The sequence below is a fragment of the Amycolatopsis speibonae genome (assembly GCF_042647925.1).
Lineage (GTDB): Bacteria > Actinomycetota > Actinomycetes > Mycobacteriales > Pseudonocardiaceae > Amycolatopsis > Amycolatopsis speibonae.
Genome location: NZ_JBHRWK010000044.1, coordinates 63,991 through 84,516, shown reverse-complemented (window position 1 = coordinate 84,516; position 20,526 = coordinate 63,991). Strand labels below are relative to the sequence as shown.

Here is a 20,526-nt window from a genome sequence, read left to right as displayed (position 1 = left end):
ATCCCGGTCAGAGGCTGGGTTCGTAGGGATTACCGAGCTCAGGGATGTTCGGAGCCGGGGCGGACGCCGGTTGCGGTCCCCGGTTCACCTTGTCGGACAATCCCTGGATCGCCGTCGCGGCGGCTTCGCCCGCGTTCTGGTATTCGTTCGCGCATCGTCGGGCGAGGTCTTCGAAGGTCTGGAATCCTTCGGCGGCCGCGGTCATGAAGGCTTTGAGCTCGCCGGTCACGAACTTGTCCGCGGCGGCCAGCGCCTCGCATTCCTTCATGAGCGTGCAGCCGGCACCCGGTTCCCGATCGATCTTGGGCGCCGGAATGGCGTTGACCTGCTGGTGCAAATTGTTGGCGAACGTTCGAAGCGCCGGTATCCAGGCGTCAACCCTGCCACCACCCATGTTCCCTCTCGTTTTCGTGTTCGTATAGGTCTTCTGAGCGAGTTTCGCCACTACTCCCGAGGGGCGAGCCAGGCGAGCTGGACGAGTCCCTTGCCGCCACGGCGATCGACCAGCCAGCCCCGGCCCGGCGGGAGCACTTGTGCGCGCATGCCGCCCAGCAGCGGTCCTTCGTCCCGGTCGCCGGACATCATCAGGCCGGGCGTACCGACCTCGCGGAGACGAGACAGGAACGGCTCGAACAACCCGGCCCCGGCACCTCCCGAGCGGCGCGTGAGCACCACGTGCAACCCGATGTCGGAGCCCTGGGCGACCAGCGGGAGCAACGGCATCAGCGGATGCTGCTTGTGCGTGGCGACCATGTCGTAGTCGTCCACCAGCACGAAGATCTCCGGCCCCTCCCACCAGCTGCGCGCGCGGAGCTGTTCGGGCGTGACGTCCTTGCCAGGCAGGCGTTTGGTCATCGCCTCGGCCACCTCCCCGAGCAGCTCGCGGCTGTGTGCGTCGTTGGTGCCGCTGCCGAGCAGATGATCGTCGCCGATTTCGCCGAGCAGACCCCTTCGGTGGTCGACCACGACGATGCGGGCCTGGTCGGGCCGGTACGCCTTTTCGATCCGGCGGCCCAGCGTGCGCAGGAAGGCCGTCTTCCCGCTTTCGGTGTCCGCCAGCAGGAAGAAGTGCGGGTCGGCGCCGAAGTCGAGACGCATCGGGGAAAGGTCCCGTTCGTGGATGCCGACCGCGAGCCCTGCTTCGGCGCCGGTCAGCTCGTCGGTGGCGGGAAGTTCCTCGTAGGGGAGCAATCCCGGCAGGAGCCGCACCGACGGAGCGGGCGGCCCCGGCCACGCGGCGCCGATCGCGTTGACGAGTTCGGCCGTACCCTCCGCGAGGTCTTCGGTGGTGTTCCTGCCGTCCGTTCGCGGCAGGGCCAGGAGAACCTGGTGCTTGCTCATCGAGACTCCACGCCCGGGAGCGTCGGCCGGGACGCTCATCGCGGCGCGCCGGTCGATGATCGAATCGATGGGATCGCCGATCTTGAGTTCCAGCCTGCTGCCGAACAGGTCCCGGACGTTCATCCGGAGATCGAACGAGCGGGCGGTGGCCGTCACGACGTGTACGCCGTACGACAGGCCGCGGGCGGCGATGTCGCCGACCATGTCTTCGAGCCCTTCGAAGTCCCCCCTCAGGGTTTGCCAGCCGTCGACCACCAGGAAGACGTCGCCGTGGGGCTGGTCGCCGAATCGGCCCTCCGCCCGAAGCCTGCGATAGGTCGCGATGCCGTCGATCTGGTGCTCCGCGAACAGCTTTTCCCGGTTGGCGAGCACGGTGGCGACCTCGGCGATGGTCCGCCGGACCGCGCCGGTGTCCAGCCGTCCGGACACCCCCGCGACATGGGGCAGACCGCTGATCGAGGCGAGGGTGCCGCCACCGAAGTCCAGGCAATAGAACTGCGCCTCGCGCGGGGTGTGGGTGAGGGCGAGGCTGAGGATCAGCGTGCGCAGCGCGGTGCTCTTGCCGGTCCTCGGCGCGCCGAGGATCAACACGTGCCCGGCCGCGCCGGTGAGGTCCAGGGTGAGCGGGTCACGCCGTTGTTCGTAGGGCCGGTCGACGATCCCGAGCACCGGCCGCAGATTCGACGCCGTGTCAGGTCCGCCGGGGGACAGCCCGCGCCGGGGGTGGGCGACCAGGCCGGGCAGCAGCCCGTCGAGCGTCGGCGACGCGTCAAGCGGCGGCAGCCACACCTGGTGGGCCGGTGTGCCGCGGCCCTCCAGCCGGTCGACCAGGATGTCCAGCAGGGTCTCGCCCACAGCCGTGTCCGGATCCTCCGCGGGTGCCGGTTCTTCCTCGTCCGCGGTGATCTCGGCGGCGACGTAGGTCGTCGTGTATTCGTTCAGCACCAGGTGTTCCCCGCCCGCCGCGATGGCCGCCCCGCCGGCATTGCCACGCTGGTACACCCCGGAGACGTAAGCGGAGCGGAACCGGTCCATCTGTTCGGTCCCGACCTTCAGGAAGCCGTGTCCGGGAGCTCGTGGCAGTTTGAACGCGTCCGCGACGCCGAGTACCGCCCTGCTCTCCATTTCGGAAAACGTCCGCAGGCCGATCCGGTAGGACAGATGGGTTTCCAGACCGCGAAGCCTGCCCTCCTCCAGCCGCTGCGAGGCGAGCAGGAGGTGCACCCCGAGCGAACGGCCCACCCGTCCTATTTGGACGAACATGTCGATGAAGTCGGGTTTCGCGGAAAGCAGCTCGGAGAACTCGTCGCAGATCACCAGCAGCGTGGGGACCTCGGGCAGCGGCGCGCCTGCCGCCCTGGCCTTCTCGTAGTCGCGCAAGGAGGAGAAGTTGCCCGCCGCGCGCAGCAGTTCCTGACGGCGGATCAGCTCGCCGTTGATCGCGTCGGTCATCCGGTCGACCAAGTGTAGTTCGTCGGCCAGGTTGGTGATCACCGCGCTGGTGTGAGGCAGGGCGTCGAGCCGGGTGAAGGTGGCCCCGCCCTTGAAGTCGACCAGCGCGAAGTTCAACGAGTTCGGGGGATGGGTGACGGCCAGGCCCAGCACCAGGGTGCGCAGCAACTCCGACTTCCCGGAACCGGTGGCCCCGATCAGCAGCCCGTGCGGGCCCATCCCGTCCTGCGCGGACTCCTTGAGGTCGAGTTCGATCGGGGACCCGTCCGGCTGGATGCCGACCTTGAGCCGCAGGCGGTCCCGGTTCGGCCTCGGTTCCCAGGTGTCGTCCGGGTCGAACCGGTACGGGTCCCCCAGTTCCAGCAGTTCCGCCAGGCCGAGCTCGGAGGTCATCGGGGCGTCGCCGCGCAGTCCCGCGGTCAGGCGGAGCGGGGCGAGCTGACGGGCCAGCCCCTCGGCCGCCACCTGGCCCAGCCGGTCGGCCCTGCCGAGCGGTGCCTCGCCGTCGATGGTCTCGCTGAGCAGTTCTCCTTCGGCGTCCACGGCCAGCACCACGGTGGTCCGGTCCAGCGCCCTCGGCGGCATGGTCGTCAGGTCCACGACGGTCACGCCCTCGACACCGCCGCCGGTCATCAGATGGTCCGAGCCCGCGACCGAACCACCGTCGATCACCACCACCAGATGCGGGCCGGATACCCGGCCGTCCGACTCCGGGTCGAACCTCGGCCGCTTGGTCAGCTCCTCTTCGAGCATGGATTCCAGCGCCGGGACGGTGGCGGCCACCAGCCGCAACGGGCCGAGCAGGTCGGTGCGTTCGGAGTGCTGGGCGTGCGGGAGCCATTTGACCCAATCCCAGTCCGCGCGGCGTTCCTCGCCGGTGCACACGGCCACCCGTAGGTCGTCCGGCGAGTGCAGGGTGACCAGCTGCGCCAGCATCGCCCGGAGTACGCCGAGCGCCGCGTCACGGTCTCCCCGCAGGTAGACCCGGCTGAACCCGTTGACCGCGATGGCGATCGGCAGCTCGCGGATGGTGGAATGGGTGGTGAGGAAACGGCGTAACGCCAGCGCGGACAGCGGTTCCAGTTCCTCGAGCGGTTTCGTGTCGGGCGCGATCAGCGTGGCGGCCGGATTCTGCGGGCCGCGGCCGATCCGCGCGACGCCGAAATCCGCGTCGTCCTTGCGGCGTTCCCAAAGCCGGTAGCTCGACACCAAAGACCACAGCGACGCCGGGTCCGGGTGCAGGTATTCCATCGCTTCCCGCTGGCGGCGTACCGAGCGCCGCAGCCGAAGCCGGTGCTGGGCGAGGTGGCGAAGGTACTTGCGCCGGGCGTAAGCCATCTCCCGTTTGCTCGGGCCGCCACCTTGCAGGAATCCCATGACGACCATGCCGAGCATGGCCACACCCATCATCCCGTAGATGACGAAGCGCAGGGAGCCGGTCATGCTGCCGGAGTACATCAGCAACATCGCGGCCATCATGGCCACCATCGGCAGCACCGTGAGTACCTGCGCCCACTGCCTGCCCGGCGGGGGCGGGATCTCCGGTGGGGCCTGCAGGATCAGCTCGCCCGCCGGCATTTCCGGGGCAGGCCTGCGCATCGGTCTCTTCACCACGACTGTCGCCACCCGTCCGATGGTTCGCGACCGGGGGCCGCGAAAGGGGACGTTGGCAGGAACGTGCCGCCCGCCGGGGCGGAGCCTCTCCCGGAACTAGCGTCGGTGACACAGGCAGTTCACGGCGGAACAAGGAGGGGCGAAGAATGACCGAGCAAGTCAATATCAATTTCGAAAGCGCGCGGGGTGGAATCAGGTTCGGTGACAGCAGCCAGGGCGAGCAGTTGGCCGGGGCCGACTCTCTCGGCAGGCAGATCACCGAACTGGCGTCCGGTGGGATGGCGGGCGTGGTCCAGTCGGCGGCGCTCAGCACCAACGACATGACCGGGGACAGCCACCGGAGGCTCCTCAACTGGGGCCAGCAGGCCTTGGTCGAAGACCCGACGACCGCGGTGAACATCCTCGGTACCGGTCAGGACGGTGCCCAGAACTCGCTGCTCAACAGCGGCTCGCAAATCTCGAAGATCATCGGAAACCAGGCCTGAAAGGGGTAGGAAAATGTCGGGAGACGGTCACTTCAAATGGGACTTCGCCAGTGGGGAAACGGGCGGCCGGACGTATCGCGACGGTGGTGACAGCATCGAAAACGCGTCCGCCGAACGGCTTCAGCGGGCGCGTGCCCTCGCCACTGACGGCTGGTACGACGAAAGCGGCCAGCAGTACCTGCAGGTGAACCAGCGGAGCCACAACCAGAACCTCGAAACCGCCGACGGCCACCGCGCGGTGAGCCAGGGCTGGGGCAAGGCGGGGGTCGAGTGCCAGGACGCACTCGGCCGCGCGTGCAACGCCCTCGGCAACGCGGGCATGGCCTAACCGGGAACACCGGATGCCCGGCGCGGGAAGCGCCGGGCATTCGTCATGCCCACAGGACGGGAACCCGCCTACCGGCCGGAGATGAGGAAGACCTGTTCCGGCGGTTCGACGGTCGCCGGTTCGACGGGTACCGCCTCGGCCCGGTCCGCTCGCCAGCGGCGGCGTTTGCCGCGCGGCACCACCAGCGCCAGCAGAACGACCAGGGTGAGCACGGCGATCGCGGCGGCGGTGCCCCATTTCGCCGTTTCCGCGGTGCTCTCTTCCGACGCGATCCTGTCCAGCCTCGCCTGATCCGGGGGAAGGGGGACATGGGCGGGCAGCGCGTCCGGTCCACGGGTGTCGAGACCGTCTGTCACGGCGCGGTAGGGATCGACCAGGCCGTGACCGTAAGCCGCGCTTCCGTTCCCACCGCGCGAAGGGGCGGCCGTGGCGATCAGCCGCCGGGCGACCTCGGCGGCGGACAGCCGGGGCCAGGCGGCGCGCACCAGCGCCGCGGTACCCGAAACGAACGGGGTGGCGAAGCTGGTGCCGTCGACGTAGGCGTGGCCGTCCACTCTCGCCGTGGTCAGCACTTTGGCACCGGGCGCCACCAGGTCCACATAGGACCCGATCTGCGACCCGGTCATCCTGGCGCCGTCGATGTCCACCGCGCCGACGCCGAGCACTCCGTCGTAGGAGGCCGGATAGGACGGGAAGGCGATCGTCGCGTCCCGCTGGCCGTTGCCCGCCGCGGCGACCACCAACGCGTCCCTGGCCACCGCGTACGCGACCGCGTCCCGGATGACGGCGAAGTCGTCGAAGCCGGCCAGCGAAAGGTTGATCACCTTCGCACCCTGGTCCGCGGCGTAGCGAACGCCGTTGGCGACGACCTGCGGGTCGATCCGCAGTTGCTCTCCCTGGTCACCGAGATCGCGGTCGCTGACCCGGACCGGCAGGATCTCCGCGTCCGGGGCCACCCCGCGAAAACCGATGCCGGGCATAGGATCCGCGGCGATGATGCCCGCCACCCCGGTGCCGTGCGAAACGCAGTCGAAAGCGCCGGGATGGCCTCCTGAGAGGTAGAAATCCCGTCCCTCGCGGACTTTCCCCGGTCTGCGCAGTTGGGGATGGTCGGCGTCCACCCCGGAATCGACCACCGCGACCAGCACACCGGCCCCCCGGCCGTGCGGCCAGGCTCTTTCGGGGGCGAGCACCTGCTGCGCCCAGGGTTGCGCGCGCACCTGGGCGCGGGCGGGAGCGGCGTCGTGGCAGGCCCCGGCGGGCGGCGCCGCGTTCGCCACGCTCGCGCCACCGAGCGCCTGAGGGACCGTCATGGCCAGCACGGCGACGGCAGCCGCCATCCGAAGTCGTCTCATCGCCGTCATGTTCCGCTCGCGGGACACCGGTTCACGTACTCGTGGCAGAAACAGGCCACTCGGGCCCCGGGCCCGGTCGTCGCGGTGACACTGGACCGGACACGATCGAGGAGGGCCGGTGGACACATCTTTGCGCCTCGGCATGTACGCCGAGTACGAGCGGATGGCCGAGGACGTCAGGGCGATGAAGAAGCGCCTTGCCGAAATCCGGGTGACCGCGGAATCCGACGACGACCTGATCAGCATCACCATCGGCGGCACCGGAGAGGTGCACGATCTCTGGCTCGATCCCCGGATCTACCGCACCCCGGATTCGGCCGCGCTGGCGCGGGCCATCGTCGAAACCTTCCAGCGGGCGGCCGTACTGGCCAAGGAGGAGGGCGTCGTCATCGCCGCGGACTACCTCCCCTCGGACGCCACCGCCGAGACGGCGGATCTGCGGCTCGACCCGTTCCTGCACGAACTCGACCGGCAGGTCGCCGGAGACACACGATGACGGGCCTCGACCGGAACGCCGACGGATTCATCGACCTCTATCCCGTCGAAACCCAGGGCAAGCTGGACGAACTGCGCACCGCGAGCACGAATCTCGCGAACGCGTGGAAGAGCGCCCACGACCGGATCAAGGCGCCGGGCGCGCTTTTCGGTGGTCCCATGGGCATCGCGCTGAAAGGTGTACTCGAGACGCCGTCGAACGAAGTGAGCAAAATCGTCGACCAGATGCCCGGCTTCTACCAGGGTGCGGCGGACGGTGGGAAGAAGGCCGTGGGGTACTACCTCGACGGCGAAGCCGCGGCGACCGACGCACTGTCTTCCTGAGGGACCACCGAGACCATGAGCGGCGACGGCGACGGCGATGTGCGCGAGCCGGGAGGCGACCTGTGGAACGCCGTCCTCAACGACGGCGGCTACGCCAAGGACAGCGTCTGGCCGCCGGACAGCGAAACAGCCGCTCGCGCGATGGCCACGGCGTGGAAGGACGGCGCGGCCGCGCTGAAAACCGCCGTCGGCTCCTCGGACCTCGTCGCGCAGGGCTTGCGCACGTCCTGGCCCGATCCCAACGGCTACGCGCTGTACGACGGGATCACCAGGGTCAACAACGGCACCCTGCAAGGCCAAGGCGGTGTCAAGGAGGTTCCGCCCGCCATGGAAGGGCTGGGAAAAGCGTACGGCGGTTACGCGGAGATCCTCGACTTCGTCAAGACCCAGATCCGGGAAACGATCTCCTATCACAGCTTCATCTACAGCCACCTGGACGACGGCGGCTCCTTTTTCAATCCCGGTGGTGAGGCGGCACAGCGGTTCTTCGCGAGGGCCATCGCGAAGAACATCGCCGAACTGGTTACGGCCGCGGCCGCGCTGATCACCGATCCGGACAGCGCGCCCGCCCCGACGCCCAAGATCCCCAACCCGGGACTGGCAGGCGGCGTCTACGACGGACTGGTGAACCTGGCCAAGATGGTGGGCGGCCTGATCGGCTACGCGGACAGTCCCCTCGGTGGTTCCAGCTGGAGCTTGTCGAACGCGGTGCTCGCGTGGGGCGGGATGGCCAAACTCGGCGCGGCCGTACAGGCGTACACCCATGGCCTGGGGTGGGTGGACCTCACGACCGGTCTGCCAGGGGGAGAGCGTGGCGAGCTCGGCACGGTGCTGCTCGACTTCGGGAAGCAGTTCATCCACTACGACGAGTGGAGCGAAGACCCTTGGCACGCCGTCGGTGGAACGGCCGTGAACATCGCCGCCCTCATCGGTATGCGCGGAGTCGGAGCCGCCACGCGTGCCGCCGGGGCGGGTATCTCACGCGCGGGGGCCGCAGCCGGCCGGGTCCCCGGACTTTCGGGGGTCGGCAAGTTGGCGGCGGGTACCGGAGCGCGGCTCAGCCGGGGCGGCGAGGCGCTCGTCAAGGTCCCCACGGTCACCGAGCTGGCCATCAGGAACGCGCCCCACGCGCTCGAGAAGGTCCAGAGCGTCATCAGGGGCGACCGCGGGATCAGCGCGGAGACCGCCGCGCGGGTCATCCGGAACCCGCTGGGTCCGCTGCCGGGTTCGGTCGGGGAAAGCCTGGCGAGGCACGGTGGTCCCAGCGCCGACGTCCCGGCAGCCCGGCCGCACGACACCGGAGGGGACGGCCCGCGCGATCCGGACACGGGCGTCGGTGGCCGTCCGCCGCATACTCCGGATCCGCCGTCGACCCCGCCGAAACAGTCACTCGCGGCCGAGTCGCCGCATGCCGGTCAACCCATCCGGAACGCCGATCTCACCGAGACTCCCGGATCGGGTGGTCGCCCGGAGCACCATGCCTCCGCCGGGCCGGGCGACAAGCCTCCTCCGCCACCGCGACAGGAATCCCCGGTGAAGGCCGGGCATCCGCCGACGAACGTGTTCGACACCGTCGGCCTGCACGAACTGGCCCACGGCACGCTGGGAGAGGCAGGCCGTGCCGGTGCGGCCGAGGCCCACGCGAGCGGGAAGTGGAAGGGCGACCCGCCGTCCGAGGCGCCTCGCGGCGTGGAACCGTCCACTTCGAACACCGGAAAGGCCGAAAACCCTTCTGCGCCGCCTTCGGACAGCTCCGTCGCGCATCCGGCGCACCGGGAGCGGCCCCCGGCGAGCACCGAACGCCCTGGTGACCAAGGCAAACAAGGGCAGCCACCGGCGAAGTCGCTCACCCCGAGAGGAGGCGACAACGGCAGGACCGCTCCCCAGCACAGCAGTCACGAGGAAGGCCGTCCGCCGGGGGAGCACGGTGACGGCGACGGTCCGCGCCACGGCGACGACGGACCTCCCGCGAACCCTCGGGAGGTCCTCCGCCTGGAGGACCTCGCGCGGGGGGAGCTGGGCGAGGCCGGGCATGTGGGCATCGAGGAGGCGCGGGCGAGCGGGCAGTGGAAAGGCGACGGCGAACCCGGGCCGTCCGGGGCGCTGGACAGGACGCCGGACGAGCCGCCGCCCAGTGGCCCCGGTGGTTCCGGTCACGCACGGACCGACGACGGGTCGGGTCTGTCGCCGGAAACCAGGAGAGGCGGTGCCGCGACCGCGGTGCTGCCCGACCCGGCGCCCACGGGCGCGCGGGCGCAGGCACCCGCGGCGCGGGCCGAGCACGCGGCGCCGGTCCACTCCACCCGGTCTTCGCCGAGCCCGGCCGCCGCTCAGCTCGCCGAACGGGCCACCATCGGCGACGTGATTTCGGGCGTCCCCAAGCCCGTGCCGCGGCCGGAGGCCGAACCCCTGACCGTGCGGCCCGATCCGGAAAAGGTGCGCTCGGGTGAGGCGGACGGACCCCACCGGCTGATCGATCCGAAGCTGCCGGCCATCGGCGAACCGGTCCGCCCTCTTACGGGCTTCCCGCCACGGCCGGACGTGGGGACCCCGCCCGCGCCGGTGGTGGGTTTCCCGACCCCGGCGACCGTGGACTTCCCGCGTCCTCCCGGCGAGGTGCGGAATCCGCCGGGCCGGACGACGATCCCGGTGGCGCCCGTGGTCCCGGACCGGCCGGTGTACCCCGAACCGCCGCGCGGACCGGAGTGGCCGCTGGAACTTCCCGCCTTTCCGGACCGCGTGGCCGATCCGGTTTCCCCGCTGACACCCGGTGGGCCGGAGCGTCCGCCCGTGGAGATCTTGCCGCCCGTCGATCCTCCCGACGTCACCGTCCGGCCGGTCGACCCCGCGCCTGTCGAGGTGCCCCCGCTCCCGGACGAGACGTCTCCCGTGCTGCCGTCGGCGAACCCGCCGTGGCCCGGCTCACCGGTCGTCGCTCCGTTGCCGTCTTCGGTGCCCGAACACACGGCGCCCGCCTGGCCGGAGGAGATCCCGCTCCGGCACCAGCCCGTCGTGCCGGATCTCCCTGTGGGCCCCGGGGAAGACCAGCCGAGCGCGATCCCACCCGAAATCCGGGAAGTGCTGACCGAAGCCGAACGGGACCTCCTCGACGCGCTCGTCGGCGCCGGGGTGAACATCGCGTTCGTCCTGGAGCGCGTCTTGACGGAGTTGACGGGGAAAGCCGGTGCCCCGGCTCGACTCGCGTCGCTGACCGACGCGCAGCGGGCGGCGTTCCGCGAACGCCTGGAGGGAATCCTCGACGCCCAACCCATCAGGCCGCGACCCGCGACCGAGAAGCCCAAGCCCGAGTACCAGATCCTCGGCTCCCCCGAGGGTCTTTGGTTCCCTTACACGATTTCGCTGAACTCCGACACGATAACCGCCTACGGCGAGGCGGTCCGGGAGCACGAAGAACTTCTCGAACAGCTCATGTGGGCGGCCGGATTCCTTCCCCGCGAGGAGATCGAGAAGCTGCTCGAAGCGATCGGGGATCTGCCACGGCTCAAAGAACTCCTGCGGAACCTGAAAGACAGTGTGCAAGCCGCACTCGTCGCCGCCTGGGAACTGGCCGTGCAGGGACCGCGGGGGATGGTGATCGACGGCGTCCGGGAACCGGTGTTCTCCGCTGAAGGCGAGCTTCTCGGCACCATCGACGTCAAGGCGCGGCTCGCCGACGGAACCGAGGTGTGGGTGACGGTGGGGCGGCTCGCCGGGCCCAGCGAGAAGGACGCCGCGAACCTGGTCGACAGCGCGGCGAAGTCGATCGCGCCCTCGTCCGCCGCCGTCAAGCGGTACTTCGTTCTCGGCACCCCGGCGTCGGCCGGAAGCGCCGCGGCGATCGAGCGGATCGCCGGGAACCTGCGCGCGCTCGGATTCGACGCGGTGCTGCACCAGGGGAGGGAACGCCGGATACCGGACGAACTTCCCTTGCTGGACCCGCTTTTCGCCCGCAACGTCCGGCCCCGGCATCCCCAGCGCCAGGAGCCGCATCCGGCGAGGCCCACCGCTCCCGTCCGTCCGGCCGATCTGCCGGACGAGCTGGTCCCGCTCTGGGAGGCGTTGACCGTCCGGGAACAGCGCGCCCTCGCGGATCTCGCCCCGACGGTGGGACCGAAGGCCGGTCGCTACGCACTGACGAACTTCGTGACCTGGCTGGCACAGGAGAAGGGACTCTCCCGGGAAGTCTCCGCCTCGCTGGCGGAATGGCTGGCCAGGGTTCCGCCGCCGGACGGCCTGCCCGCCAAATTCGTTCCGGCCTGGCACGCGATGCCCGCCGACGTGCAGCAAGCGTTCGCGAAACTGCTCGAGACGCGCGGTCTGCAGGTCGCGCTGGCCGAGCTCAACAACCGGCTCGGGGAACTGACTTCGGTGCGGGGTGCTCCCCTCCAACGGATCCAAGACCTGGACGCCGCCCGGTTCGACATCCTCCGGCGGTTCTTCACCGAACAGGTCACGCCGACGTCCGCCGCCGAGATGGGACGCACGCTCTTCTTCCACGAAAACCGTCCCATCCTCGACAGGTGGCTGGTCCTGCACCAGCTCATCGACAGGCTGGGCAGGCACGGTGTCACCAACGTCGACGAGTTGTACGCGGAGCTCCAACGCAACCTGAAGCTCACCTTCGAGAAACTCACCGGGCTGGATCCGGCAGGCAAGATCGACGCGAAAGAGGTGGGTGGCAACCCGGAAAACCTCAGAGGTTTCGAAGCCACCCTCCGCAGCGCGCTCCGGCTCGCGGACCTGCGGTACACGGATCCGGAACGGTTGGAGCGGCTCGGCCTGCCGGGGCTGAAGATCATCGCCCTGGACCACAAGATCCACCGGCCGAACGGCGAAGAGCTGTCCGACATCGACATCCTCGGCGAGCTCGCCGACGGTACGCGGGTGTGGATCGAGGTCAAGCGCAGCAAACTGGACTACGGGAGCGTCCGGTACGAGGAAGATCTCGCGGACAAGATCCGGAAGCAGCGCGGTCACCCGGACTACACCGCGGGTGGAACGAAGATCTTCGTGATGTTCGCGACGAAGGTCGACGCCACCTATGCGAAGTTGGTGCTCTCGCACGGCGCCCACGCGGTGCTGCACCTCGATCCCCTGCAGAACGTCGAACTCGTCGCCGAACGGACGATGGCGCCGCTTCCCATCCGGTGGGACTCCGGAGGACGGGAGCGGTTCTTCGCGGCGGGGCCGGCCGACGCGGAGCTGCCGCCGCCCTTCGCGCCTCTGGGTGGTAAACGGCTGAGGCATCCGCAGCGCCAGTGGCCGCACCCCGAGCGCCCGCCCTCTTCGGCGAAAGCAGCCAGCACGCCGACGCCGAGGGCTCCCGAACCACCGCGTCCGGCGAGGCCGACGCAGGTTCCGGCCAAGGTGTGGAAGAACCTCTCCGCCGACGGACAGACAGCGATGGCGAAGGCCGCCGCGTCGGGACATCCGGACGTCGTCCGCTTGCTGGGCGCGCACGCGGCGGAGCTGGCGAACGCGACCAAACACCCCAAGCCGCGGAGGATCCCCAAGCTCCTCGAGTCCTTGACCCCTGAACAGCATCGAGATCTCGCGTCGTCGCTGGACCGCGCGGCGGCCGAGGCGGCGAAAGCCCGCCTGGCCCAGCCGGTTCCGTCCGCCGGGAACGGCTGGATGCCGATCGAAATCGGCGGTACCGCCGTGGCCGGGCAAAGGCGGCCGGAACTGGAAGGCGAGCTGGCGCGCGCCTTCTCCCAAGCCGTCAAGGACGCCGGGCTGACGGTGTTCGCTGAGTACGTCCGGTCGTCCGTCGTGGCCGGTGCCGGAGATCAGCGGTTCACGGTCGTCGCCGAAGTCGGCGACTGGCTCGGGGACCGGGCGGCACTGTGGTCCGTGTCGGCACGCGGCCCGGCGGGGGATCCCGCGAGGAACGTCCTCCGGATCGTCGTATCGGCACGGCTCGCCCATGGCACCGCCCCCAGCGTGCTCGCGCACGCCCTCGCCGCCGGCGCCGCCGATCTCGCCGTCGGCGGAACCGCCATCCCGGGATACCTCAGCCCGGAGGGGAACCTCGACGTCAGGCCGGAGCTGACACCCACCGACCGGGGACATCTCGCGCAGGTCGTCGTCCTGGACCGGGAATTCCAGCGGACCGTGCTGAATCCACTCGCGCGGGCCCGCGCGCGCAAGGCGATCGTCGACCTGCTGGGCCGTCTCGGTCTCGACCCGAACCAGGGCGGCAGCGACTACCGCATGGCTGCGCTGGCGGGTGACCCCGTCAGGTGGGTCGTCCAGCGGCATCTCCCCGCCAAGGAAACGGACGGCTACCTCGCGACGAAGACCCACGCGGCCACCGGCCTCTACACGAGTGTCCTTCCGTCGGGGATTTCGGCGGGCGTCTTCCTGATCCTGGGCTCCGTGGGCAGTGGCGTCGGCTGGGCGGTTTTCGGCCTGGTCAATGCACTGATCGGCGCGCGGATGGCCCGGGAATGGGAGATCGCGAAGGACGAACAAGTCGCCAAGGGACGAACGTACGACGCCACGGCGCGACGGATCGACGCCGGCGCCGTGCCCGCCGAGCAGGTACGTGCCCAGCTGGCCCAGCTCGGCGGTCCCGCCCACCACGGGCCGTCCGCGCCCTCCGGACGACAGGCGGGCCGTGGACGGCTGGGGCCGCGGCCCGATCTCGCCCAGAGCCTGGGAAAGCACTTCCGCCGGTTCGGCCTGCCGCCGTTGACCGGCGCGGGTGTCGGGATCGGCGTGGGCATCCCCCTCGGGCTCACGGCGACGTCCGTGATCAGCATCGCCGCTCTCTCGGCGGTCGCCGCGCTCCTGCAGCCTTTCGCCGAACGGCGGCGAACGCAGATCCAGAAGGGAGAAGAGCTCAGGAAGATCGATGACAACGCCAGGGAACTGGACCACCTGCTGGCCACCTACGACGGCCAGGTCTATGTGGACCTGGCGAAGCGTCTCGGTCTTGATCCCGGCCCGAAACCGAAGAGCCTCAGTCTCGCGCACCGCGAGCCCAAGCCGCTCGAGCTCGGCAAAGCGGCCAACAGCCCGGACATCCTGCCCTACTTCAGCGAGATCGTCAGGCGGACCTTCCGGGGCACCGCCGCGGGGACTCTCGACCAGAGCGCGTTCCTCGCCCGGCATCTGACCCTCTTCGAATCCATGTTCGCCTACGGTGCCGGACGCAGCCTCGCCACCCTGTTCATCGCGGTCTGGCAGCTGAACACGCTCGATCAGAGCGAACTGGAGTTCACCGTCGCCAGGCGGACCTTCGACGAGCGGCAAGTGCGCTATCTCGCGAATCCGCAGGTGGCCAAGGAACGTGAGGAGTTCCTGAAGCGGGCCGAGGCGGCGGTCGGGCACAGGCCTGGCTTCTGGGGGCGGTTGCGTGACGCGGCGATTCTCTTCGGGTCGCCGAAGCCACCGCGCCCTCAGGAGGCGGAGGCGGTGTCCACATCGGACGAAGTCGCGGTCCGCCCAGGATTCGCTTCGAGAGCGGACTTCATGAAGGCCTACACGAGGGTTTCGGCGACCGGCGCCGCGGCCACCGTCGCTGCCGTCGAGCTGTCCGGAGCGAGTCCGACCCTCGCGGTCGCCGCCCTCGCGGCCGCGTTCGCCGGGCCCGCGATCGGCTGGCGCAAATGGTGGCACCGGAAGGCCGAACTCGAAGCGAGCGACAAGAACATCGCCGCGACCAATCAGCAGAAGGCGGACAAGCGGGCGGCGGAGCAGGCGGAGGCGGAGCGGTTCGCCACCGCCCAGGTGACCATGTCCGCGGAGGCGATCGCCGCGGAGGCACGACGGGCCGAGCGGCCCGCGATGCTCGGGCTGGCCCCGAAGGCGTTCGACGCCATGCGGCAGGTCGCCGCGTTCATGGCGGCCAAGCCGCCGGAAAAGCCGCCCGCGCCCCTCCGGTACCTGGAACCGCTCGAGATCGCCGAGTACCTGTGGCCGGACCTGGACTGGGCAACCGCCTACGAGGCCGGACTCCTCGAAGCGCGACGGTCCATCACGGCGGAAGCCGCCCGGCTCGACACGCGGAAGAGCTGGGGCGACTACGAGACACTCGGTGAGCGGCGGCTGGCCGTCGCGGAACTGGCCCGGTTCGCCGACCGGGTGGTCACGCTGCTGGAGCACTATCGCCGGACCGGCAACGGAGAACCGGTCTGGGTGGGGAACGCGGAGCTGAACAACGCCATCGTGCGTTATCAGCGGCTGAGTTCGGCTGACTGGGCGAAGGAGACCCAGGAACCCGCCCCGGACTGGCCGTCCGGTCCCGGCAAGAGCACCACCACCGCGGGAGAGCCCGCCGCGCCCCGTCGTCCGCCGCCGATGGTGAACACGCCGGACTGGACCGCCGGCACCGGATGGGGAACGGTGCCCCAGGGCGCTGGGAACTGGCTGCCGAAGTGGCGGAACCGCACCGCGGAACCGGCCGCGACGGGCGACTTTTCGAACCTTGCCAAGCCGACGCCGCTCACCTCCTCGCCGTCGATCCACGATGGTTCCGTGCGAAGGGCGGACGCGGAACGGCTTATCGCGGAGGAGTTCCCCGAACTGCCCAAGACCAATCCGCTCGCCCACTCGGCCGACGCGGAGCGGCACGGCTACCTGACGAACTGCACCAAGGCCGTGGTCGCCTTCGTCCTGCGCTTGCGTGGCGAAGACGTGACGGCCGGGCCGGTCCGGCCGGAGGAAACCGCCGCACTGGCGTACATCTCCGACCGTCTCGGAGGTGTGTGGGAAACCGGTCACGGTGTGAGCTACGACAGTGTCATCGCCGCGATGAACTCCCGCCCGGCCGGCGCGATGGCGGTCATCGACATCGTCCACACCGGACAAGACGGGCTCGCGCGCGAGCACGTCGCGCTGGTGGTCCGGCGGCCTTACGGGGTCGTGTTCCTCGACCCGCAGACAGGCTGGTTGCTGAAGCTGCCCGAGCGGCCGGTCGCCCTCGCTCTCCTGCCGTTCACCGACGTGCCGTTCGACAGCGCGGCGAAGGGCTTGAGCGGACTGGGCTCCCGGCGGCTGGCCGCGTTGGGCCTGCCGGGTCTGACCATCGAGAAGGTGGTGGAGATCGTCGCGGGGCTCGATCTCCACGGGCGGCTGGCCGACGGGACCGAGGTCCGGATCTTCGCCAGAGGTGCCGTCACGCCGGACTCGCGCCCCTTCGACCGCGGGGCCGTGCCATCCGGCGGCAAGGTGGTCTATCTCCACGTCGGTGCGATGGACGGGAAACCGGCGGGCGGGTTTCTCGAAGCCGGAGCGGACCTCGTCCTCAAATACGACGGGATCTCGGATTTCGAGGTGGTCGCGGACGCGGATCCGGCGCCACCGGGTGCCCCGGCCCGATACGGCCCGTTCCACCGGCTGGAAAGCACGAGCCAGAACGCCGGGGTGGCGAGAATGCAAGCCGACTCCCGCGAGATCTGGGGCAGGGCCCCTGTCTACGGGGACAGTGCGCCGGTGGTGCAGGCCTATCGCGGCCCATTGCCGGAAGGCCGCAGGGGAGTCGAATTCTGGACCGACATCAAGCCCAAATGGCATGGCACCAATGTCGCGATGCGGGCCTGGTACCCGAAACAGGGAGTCCGGGTCGAGGACGACTTCGCCAAACTCGAAGTCGTGGTCACCAAGAACACGCAAACGGAGGACTGACCGTGCAGGCTGGCGAAGCGATCGCGAAGGCACAGGCGTGGCTGCGCTTCGGCACGCCCGCGGATCTGACGAGAGGGGAACACGCGGTCAGGGTCGAGCACGAGCGGGTGCGTGAGGTTCCGGACGGGTGGCTGGTTCCGTACAACACGATTCGCGCGCTGGACGGCGGGGACCGGCTCGCCTCGCTCGTGCCGAGGCCGGTGCTGCTCGTGCGGGCGAACGGAGAACTGCGCCGTCCGGATCCCGGTCCGGACGGTCTCGGGCCGAGTGTGCCGGTCGCCTTCGCCGGACAAGAGGACTGGCGGGAGATCCTGGAACCCGAGTTCGCGCGGGGCGGGGTGGCCTATCTCGGTGTGCCGTCGAGTGCCGTGCTGGGCTGGCGGAAGTTCGATCCGGCGGGCGGGCCGACGGGGGAGATCCGGGTCAATCCCGGCTACCGTCCCGGCCCCGAGCGGCTGGGACATCCGGCCATGGAGACCCCGCTCGAGCACCTGCTCGGCTGCCTGGAAGTACAGCGTTTCAGCCGTGAACGGTATCTCGCCGGTCTGCTCACCGCGGCCGTCCACATCCCGGTCGACCCGCGGACGGAACGACCGATTCCCTCGCTGTGGCAGGAGAATCCGCGGATCTTGACGGTGTTCAGTTCCAGCAGGCGACTCCCGGTGGGGACGGCGAAATGGGTGCGGATGGACGTGAGGTCGTTCGCCGCCGAGTTCCCCGGTGCCGGTCTGGCCGTCAACCCCGGTTCGTTCCCTTCGGACTCCGTCACCGTCGAGGAACTCACCTGGGCGCGAGCGCGGTGGCCGTTCCTCCGCGCTGTCAGCCGAATCGTGGAGGTCCCCGCCGAATACTCGGCACCGGTGGTGTCCATGATCGAACAGCTCCGTGCGGGAACGGAGGGGATCGACCCCTCCGCCGGGCTCCGTGACGCGGCAGGCAAGGCCAGGGCGGCCGGATTCGAACTGTCCGTCGAGGACTGTCAGCGGTTCGTGCTCGGCCGGGCGTGGGAACAGCGCAACGGGGTGGGATCCGGCGGGATCGACTCCCCGGACGACGACCTCGCGGGCCAGTCCTGGCCGGAAGACCTCGGCGAGAACGGTCTCGTGGCCGGATACGACGCCGCGGGCCGGGTCCGGCCCCACGTGTCGTCCTCCGGCAAGTTCTTTCGCCAGGACACCTCCGGAGACCGGTTCGCCTGGCACCGCGTCGCGGGCGCGTTCGCGGGGTTCGCCGCGGGGGAGGCGTTGGGCTCCGCCGTGGACTCGGCGTCCTGGTCCGAGATCAAGACGAGGTTCGGCGAGGAAGGGATCGCCGAACCTGTTTCCGCCGGACGGCCCGGCCCGCTGACCCGGCGGCTGCTCTTCCAGACCGAAGGGCTGCTGCGTGCCTTGCCCGCGCGGTTCGGCGGTGCGGCCCCCGGCGGGCTGATGGCGCTCGGTGCGCTGTTCTCGCGGCCGGGGCCGGACATCCCGGCAGGATGGCTCTCCCGTGTCCCGGAACTCCGTGACGGCCCGACGGAGCCGCCTCTCGCCGGGGACGACGTCACCTTTCTGGTGCTGGGAATGGTGGCGGCACTCTGTGGCGGCGGCCCCGCGTCCGACGCCGCGACCGCCGCGCAGGTCGGCAGGCTGCTCGCGACGGGCGCCGGTGCCGACGGTCCCACCGCCGAGGCCGCCGGTGTGCTGGCCGAACTGTTCACCGCGCTGTTCCACGCCGACGCGCCGCCGCCGCAGGTCGTCTGCCGACGGGTGTCCGAGCGCGAAGGCGCGCGTGGCCCGGCGGTGGCCGCACTCGCCGCCGCGGTGCGCGCGCAGGCCGAACAGATCCGCCCCGATCCCGAGGAACTGGACGGTTTCGGCACCGGCCGCACGGCCGTCGACGCGCTGGGCCGGGCCATGCTCGCGGTGTCGCGGCGGTTCTTCGATCCTCGCCGGGCGATGCGGGCCGCCGTCAACCACTCCGGGCGCAGTGCGATCACCGGGGCGATCGCCGGCGCGGTCGTGGGGGCACGGGCCGGGATCCCCGGCCTGCCCCAGGACTGGCTCGGCGGACAGGGATCGTCCGGCCTGCTGGAAACCGTAGCCGGTGACGCGTTCTGGCACTTCTCGGCCCGGTCCCCGGCCGAAGACGAGCGCTTCGCCGCCGAGTGGGCAAGGCGGTATCCGCGGCTCTGGCCGTCGTCTCAGCCCTGATCCGGCATCCCGTAGTGGTGCAGGATGGCGGCCAGCTGTTCGTACGGAAGGCGCTGTCCGCCGTCAAGCCTGCACCACGCGGCCTGATGGCCGACGTCGTCGAGGATCGCCACCCTCGCGGCCGGCGTCCGTTCGGCGTGCGGGACACCGTTCCTGGCGACCATCTCGTGTCCGATGAGGACACCGTAGGGCAGCGCGGGCGGGGTCGGACCGCTGACCCGCAGGCCGTCCGGCCTGCCGGGATGAGCGGCGACCACCATCATCCGGGCGAAACCCGCGGCTTCGGCGGCGAGCGCCTCGACGGCTTCCCGCGGCACCGTTCCCGCGGGAGGACCACTGAGCTCGACCTCCTCCAGCACCCCGGCTCCCACCTTCCGTGCACGCAACCGCCCCACCACGCCGGGACCGGTCACGATCACTTCCGCCCGCGCGGGCAGCCGGTCACGGCAGAGTTTCGTGAGCGTGGCGGCAGACCACGGCTCGGTGACCGGTTCGGCCGCGCCCCAGCCCGCCGGTTCGCCGCCGCCGAGCGCCGATGTCACGGTTTCGACCGCCTTGCCGAGCCGGAGCGCCGCGCCGTCGCCGTGCAGGGTGGTGATCCGCACCTCCAACGCGCCCGAGCCGGGTACCGGTCCCACCGGTGCCGCCGCCGTGGCATCCGGTTCGTGAGCGAAGCGGGATCCGTTCCAGTGCAAGGGGAATCCACGCGTCCCGTCGCGGTGGCCGCCCCGGGAATCCCGGATCACCCATTCGCACCTGCCCTCGCCGAGCAGCAGTTCAAGGGGATACGTCAGACAGCTGTGTTCGGAGGTGACCACCTGGAGGAGCCGGCCACTCGCGGCCGCTGCCCGTGCGGCGCCGAGGAGCCTGGGAGAAGCGGAGACGACGGACCGGAACTGTTCGACGACGATGGCCTCCGCCGTCTCGATGTCGGCGGCGGGGGTGTCGGTCAGCGGTTCGACCACGACAGTCCTCCGGTCCTTTCGAGAAGCGCTCCGATGAAGGTCCTGGCGACGGTTTCCGCTTCCGGATCGTCATCCGGCGCGCGGCTTTCCACCCACCACACCGGATGCGGGACTTCGGTCTCGGCGTCGAGGCCGAGCAGGCGGTGTGCTTCACCGGCGACCCGGACGAGCCGGATGTCCTCAATGACCACCAGCGGCCGTCCGTCGGGATGGTGCAGTCGCGTGACCCCGCTGTCCGCGTGCTCCGCCACCAACAGCTCCGGGCCCGCCACCAGCAGCGCCTCGATGGTCGCCTCCGCGCCGGGTTCGTCGCGGCACAGGCCGATGATGTCGAAGGTCACGTTC

11 protein-coding genes are annotated in these 20,526 nt (G+C 70.3%); 6 read left to right on the top strand and 5 right to left on the bottom strand.

Going from position 1 to position 20,526, the window contains the following annotated elements:
- Positions 1 to 7: 7 nt before the first annotated feature.
- Both ACFOSH_RS26525 and eccCa read right to left on the bottom strand, forming a co-directional pair.
- On the bottom strand, positions 8 to 394 hold the full coding sequence (locus ACFOSH_RS26525; RefSeq protein ID WP_378241774.1) for a hypothetical protein: 387 nt from the start codon (positions 392 to 394) through the stop codon (positions 8 to 10).
- A gap of 50 nt (positions 395 to 444) precedes the next feature.
- On the bottom strand, positions 445 to 4,419 hold the full coding sequence (gene eccCa, locus ACFOSH_RS26520; RefSeq protein WP_449224195.1) for a type VII secretion protein EccCa: 3,975 nt from the start codon (positions 4,417 to 4,419) through the stop codon (positions 445 to 447).
- A gap of 134 nt (positions 4,420 to 4,553) precedes the next feature.
- On the opposite strand from eccCa, the gene ACFOSH_RS26515 reads away from it, so the two are divergent.
- Both ACFOSH_RS26515 and ACFOSH_RS26510 read left to right on the top strand, forming a co-directional pair.
- A complete protein-coding gene (locus ACFOSH_RS26515; RefSeq protein WP_378241772.1) occupies positions 4,554 to 4,892 on the top strand; it encodes a hypothetical protein in 339 nt (112 codons plus the stop codon).
- Between the two features lie 13 nt (positions 4,893 to 4,905).
- Positions 4,906 to 5,220, top strand: coding sequence for a hypothetical protein (locus ACFOSH_RS26510; RefSeq protein WP_378241771.1), 315 nt, complete (start codon positions 4,906 to 4,908; stop codon positions 5,218 to 5,220).
- Positions 5,221 to 5,288: 68 nt separating this feature from the next.
- Here the strand turns inward: ACFOSH_RS26510 and mycP are convergent, their stop codons facing one another.
- A complete protein-coding gene (gene mycP, locus ACFOSH_RS26505; RefSeq protein ID WP_378241770.1) occupies positions 5,289 to 6,575 on the bottom strand; it encodes a type VII secretion-associated serine protease mycosin in 1,287 nt (428 codons plus the stop codon).
- Positions 6,576 to 6,693: 118 nt separating this feature from the next.
- On the opposite strand from mycP, the gene ACFOSH_RS26500 reads away from it, so the two are divergent.
- The 4 genes from ACFOSH_RS26500 to ACFOSH_RS26485 are packed head-to-tail and all read left to right on the top strand — an operon-like array spanning position 6,694 to position 19,216.
- Positions 6,694 to 7,071 (top strand): YbaB/EbfC family nucleoid-associated protein, encoded by a 378-nt coding sequence (locus ACFOSH_RS26500; RefSeq protein ID WP_378241769.1) that lies wholly within the window; start codon positions 6,694 to 6,696, stop codon positions 7,069 to 7,071.
- The gene (locus ACFOSH_RS26495) at positions 7,068 to 7,394 is read left to right on the top strand and encodes a hypothetical protein (protein ID WP_378241768.1); all 327 of its coding nucleotides are present in this window, start codon (positions 7,068 to 7,070) and stop codon (positions 7,392 to 7,394) included. The genes ACFOSH_RS26500 and ACFOSH_RS26495 overlap by 4 nt, the downstream gene beginning before the upstream one ends.
- A 15-nt stretch (positions 7,395 to 7,409) precedes the next feature.
- On the top strand, positions 7,410 to 17,024 hold the full coding sequence (locus ACFOSH_RS26490) for a WXG100-like domain-containing protein (protein ID WP_378241767.1): 9,615 nt from the start codon (positions 7,410 to 7,412) through the stop codon (positions 17,022 to 17,024).
- A gap of 2 nt (positions 17,025 to 17,026) precedes the next feature.
- Positions 17,027 to 19,216 (top strand): YrhB domain-containing protein, encoded by a 2,190-nt coding sequence (locus ACFOSH_RS26485; protein ID WP_378241766.1) that lies wholly within the window; start codon positions 17,027 to 17,029, stop codon positions 19,214 to 19,216.
- Here the strand turns inward: ACFOSH_RS26485 and ACFOSH_RS26480 are convergent.
- A complete protein-coding gene (locus tag ACFOSH_RS26480; RefSeq protein ID WP_378241765.1) occupies positions 19,207 to 20,181 on the bottom strand; it encodes a DUF6177 family protein in 975 nt (324 codons plus the stop codon). The genes ACFOSH_RS26485 and ACFOSH_RS26480 overlap by 10 nt on opposite strands.
- Positions 20,166 to 20,522, bottom strand: a complete 357-nt coding sequence (locus ACFOSH_RS26475) for a hypothetical protein (RefSeq protein ID WP_378241764.1) — start codon at positions 20,520 to 20,522, stop codon at positions 20,166 to 20,168. The genes ACFOSH_RS26480 and ACFOSH_RS26475 overlap by 16 nt, the downstream gene beginning before the upstream one ends.
- Positions 20,523 to 20,526 lie beyond the last annotated feature (4 nt).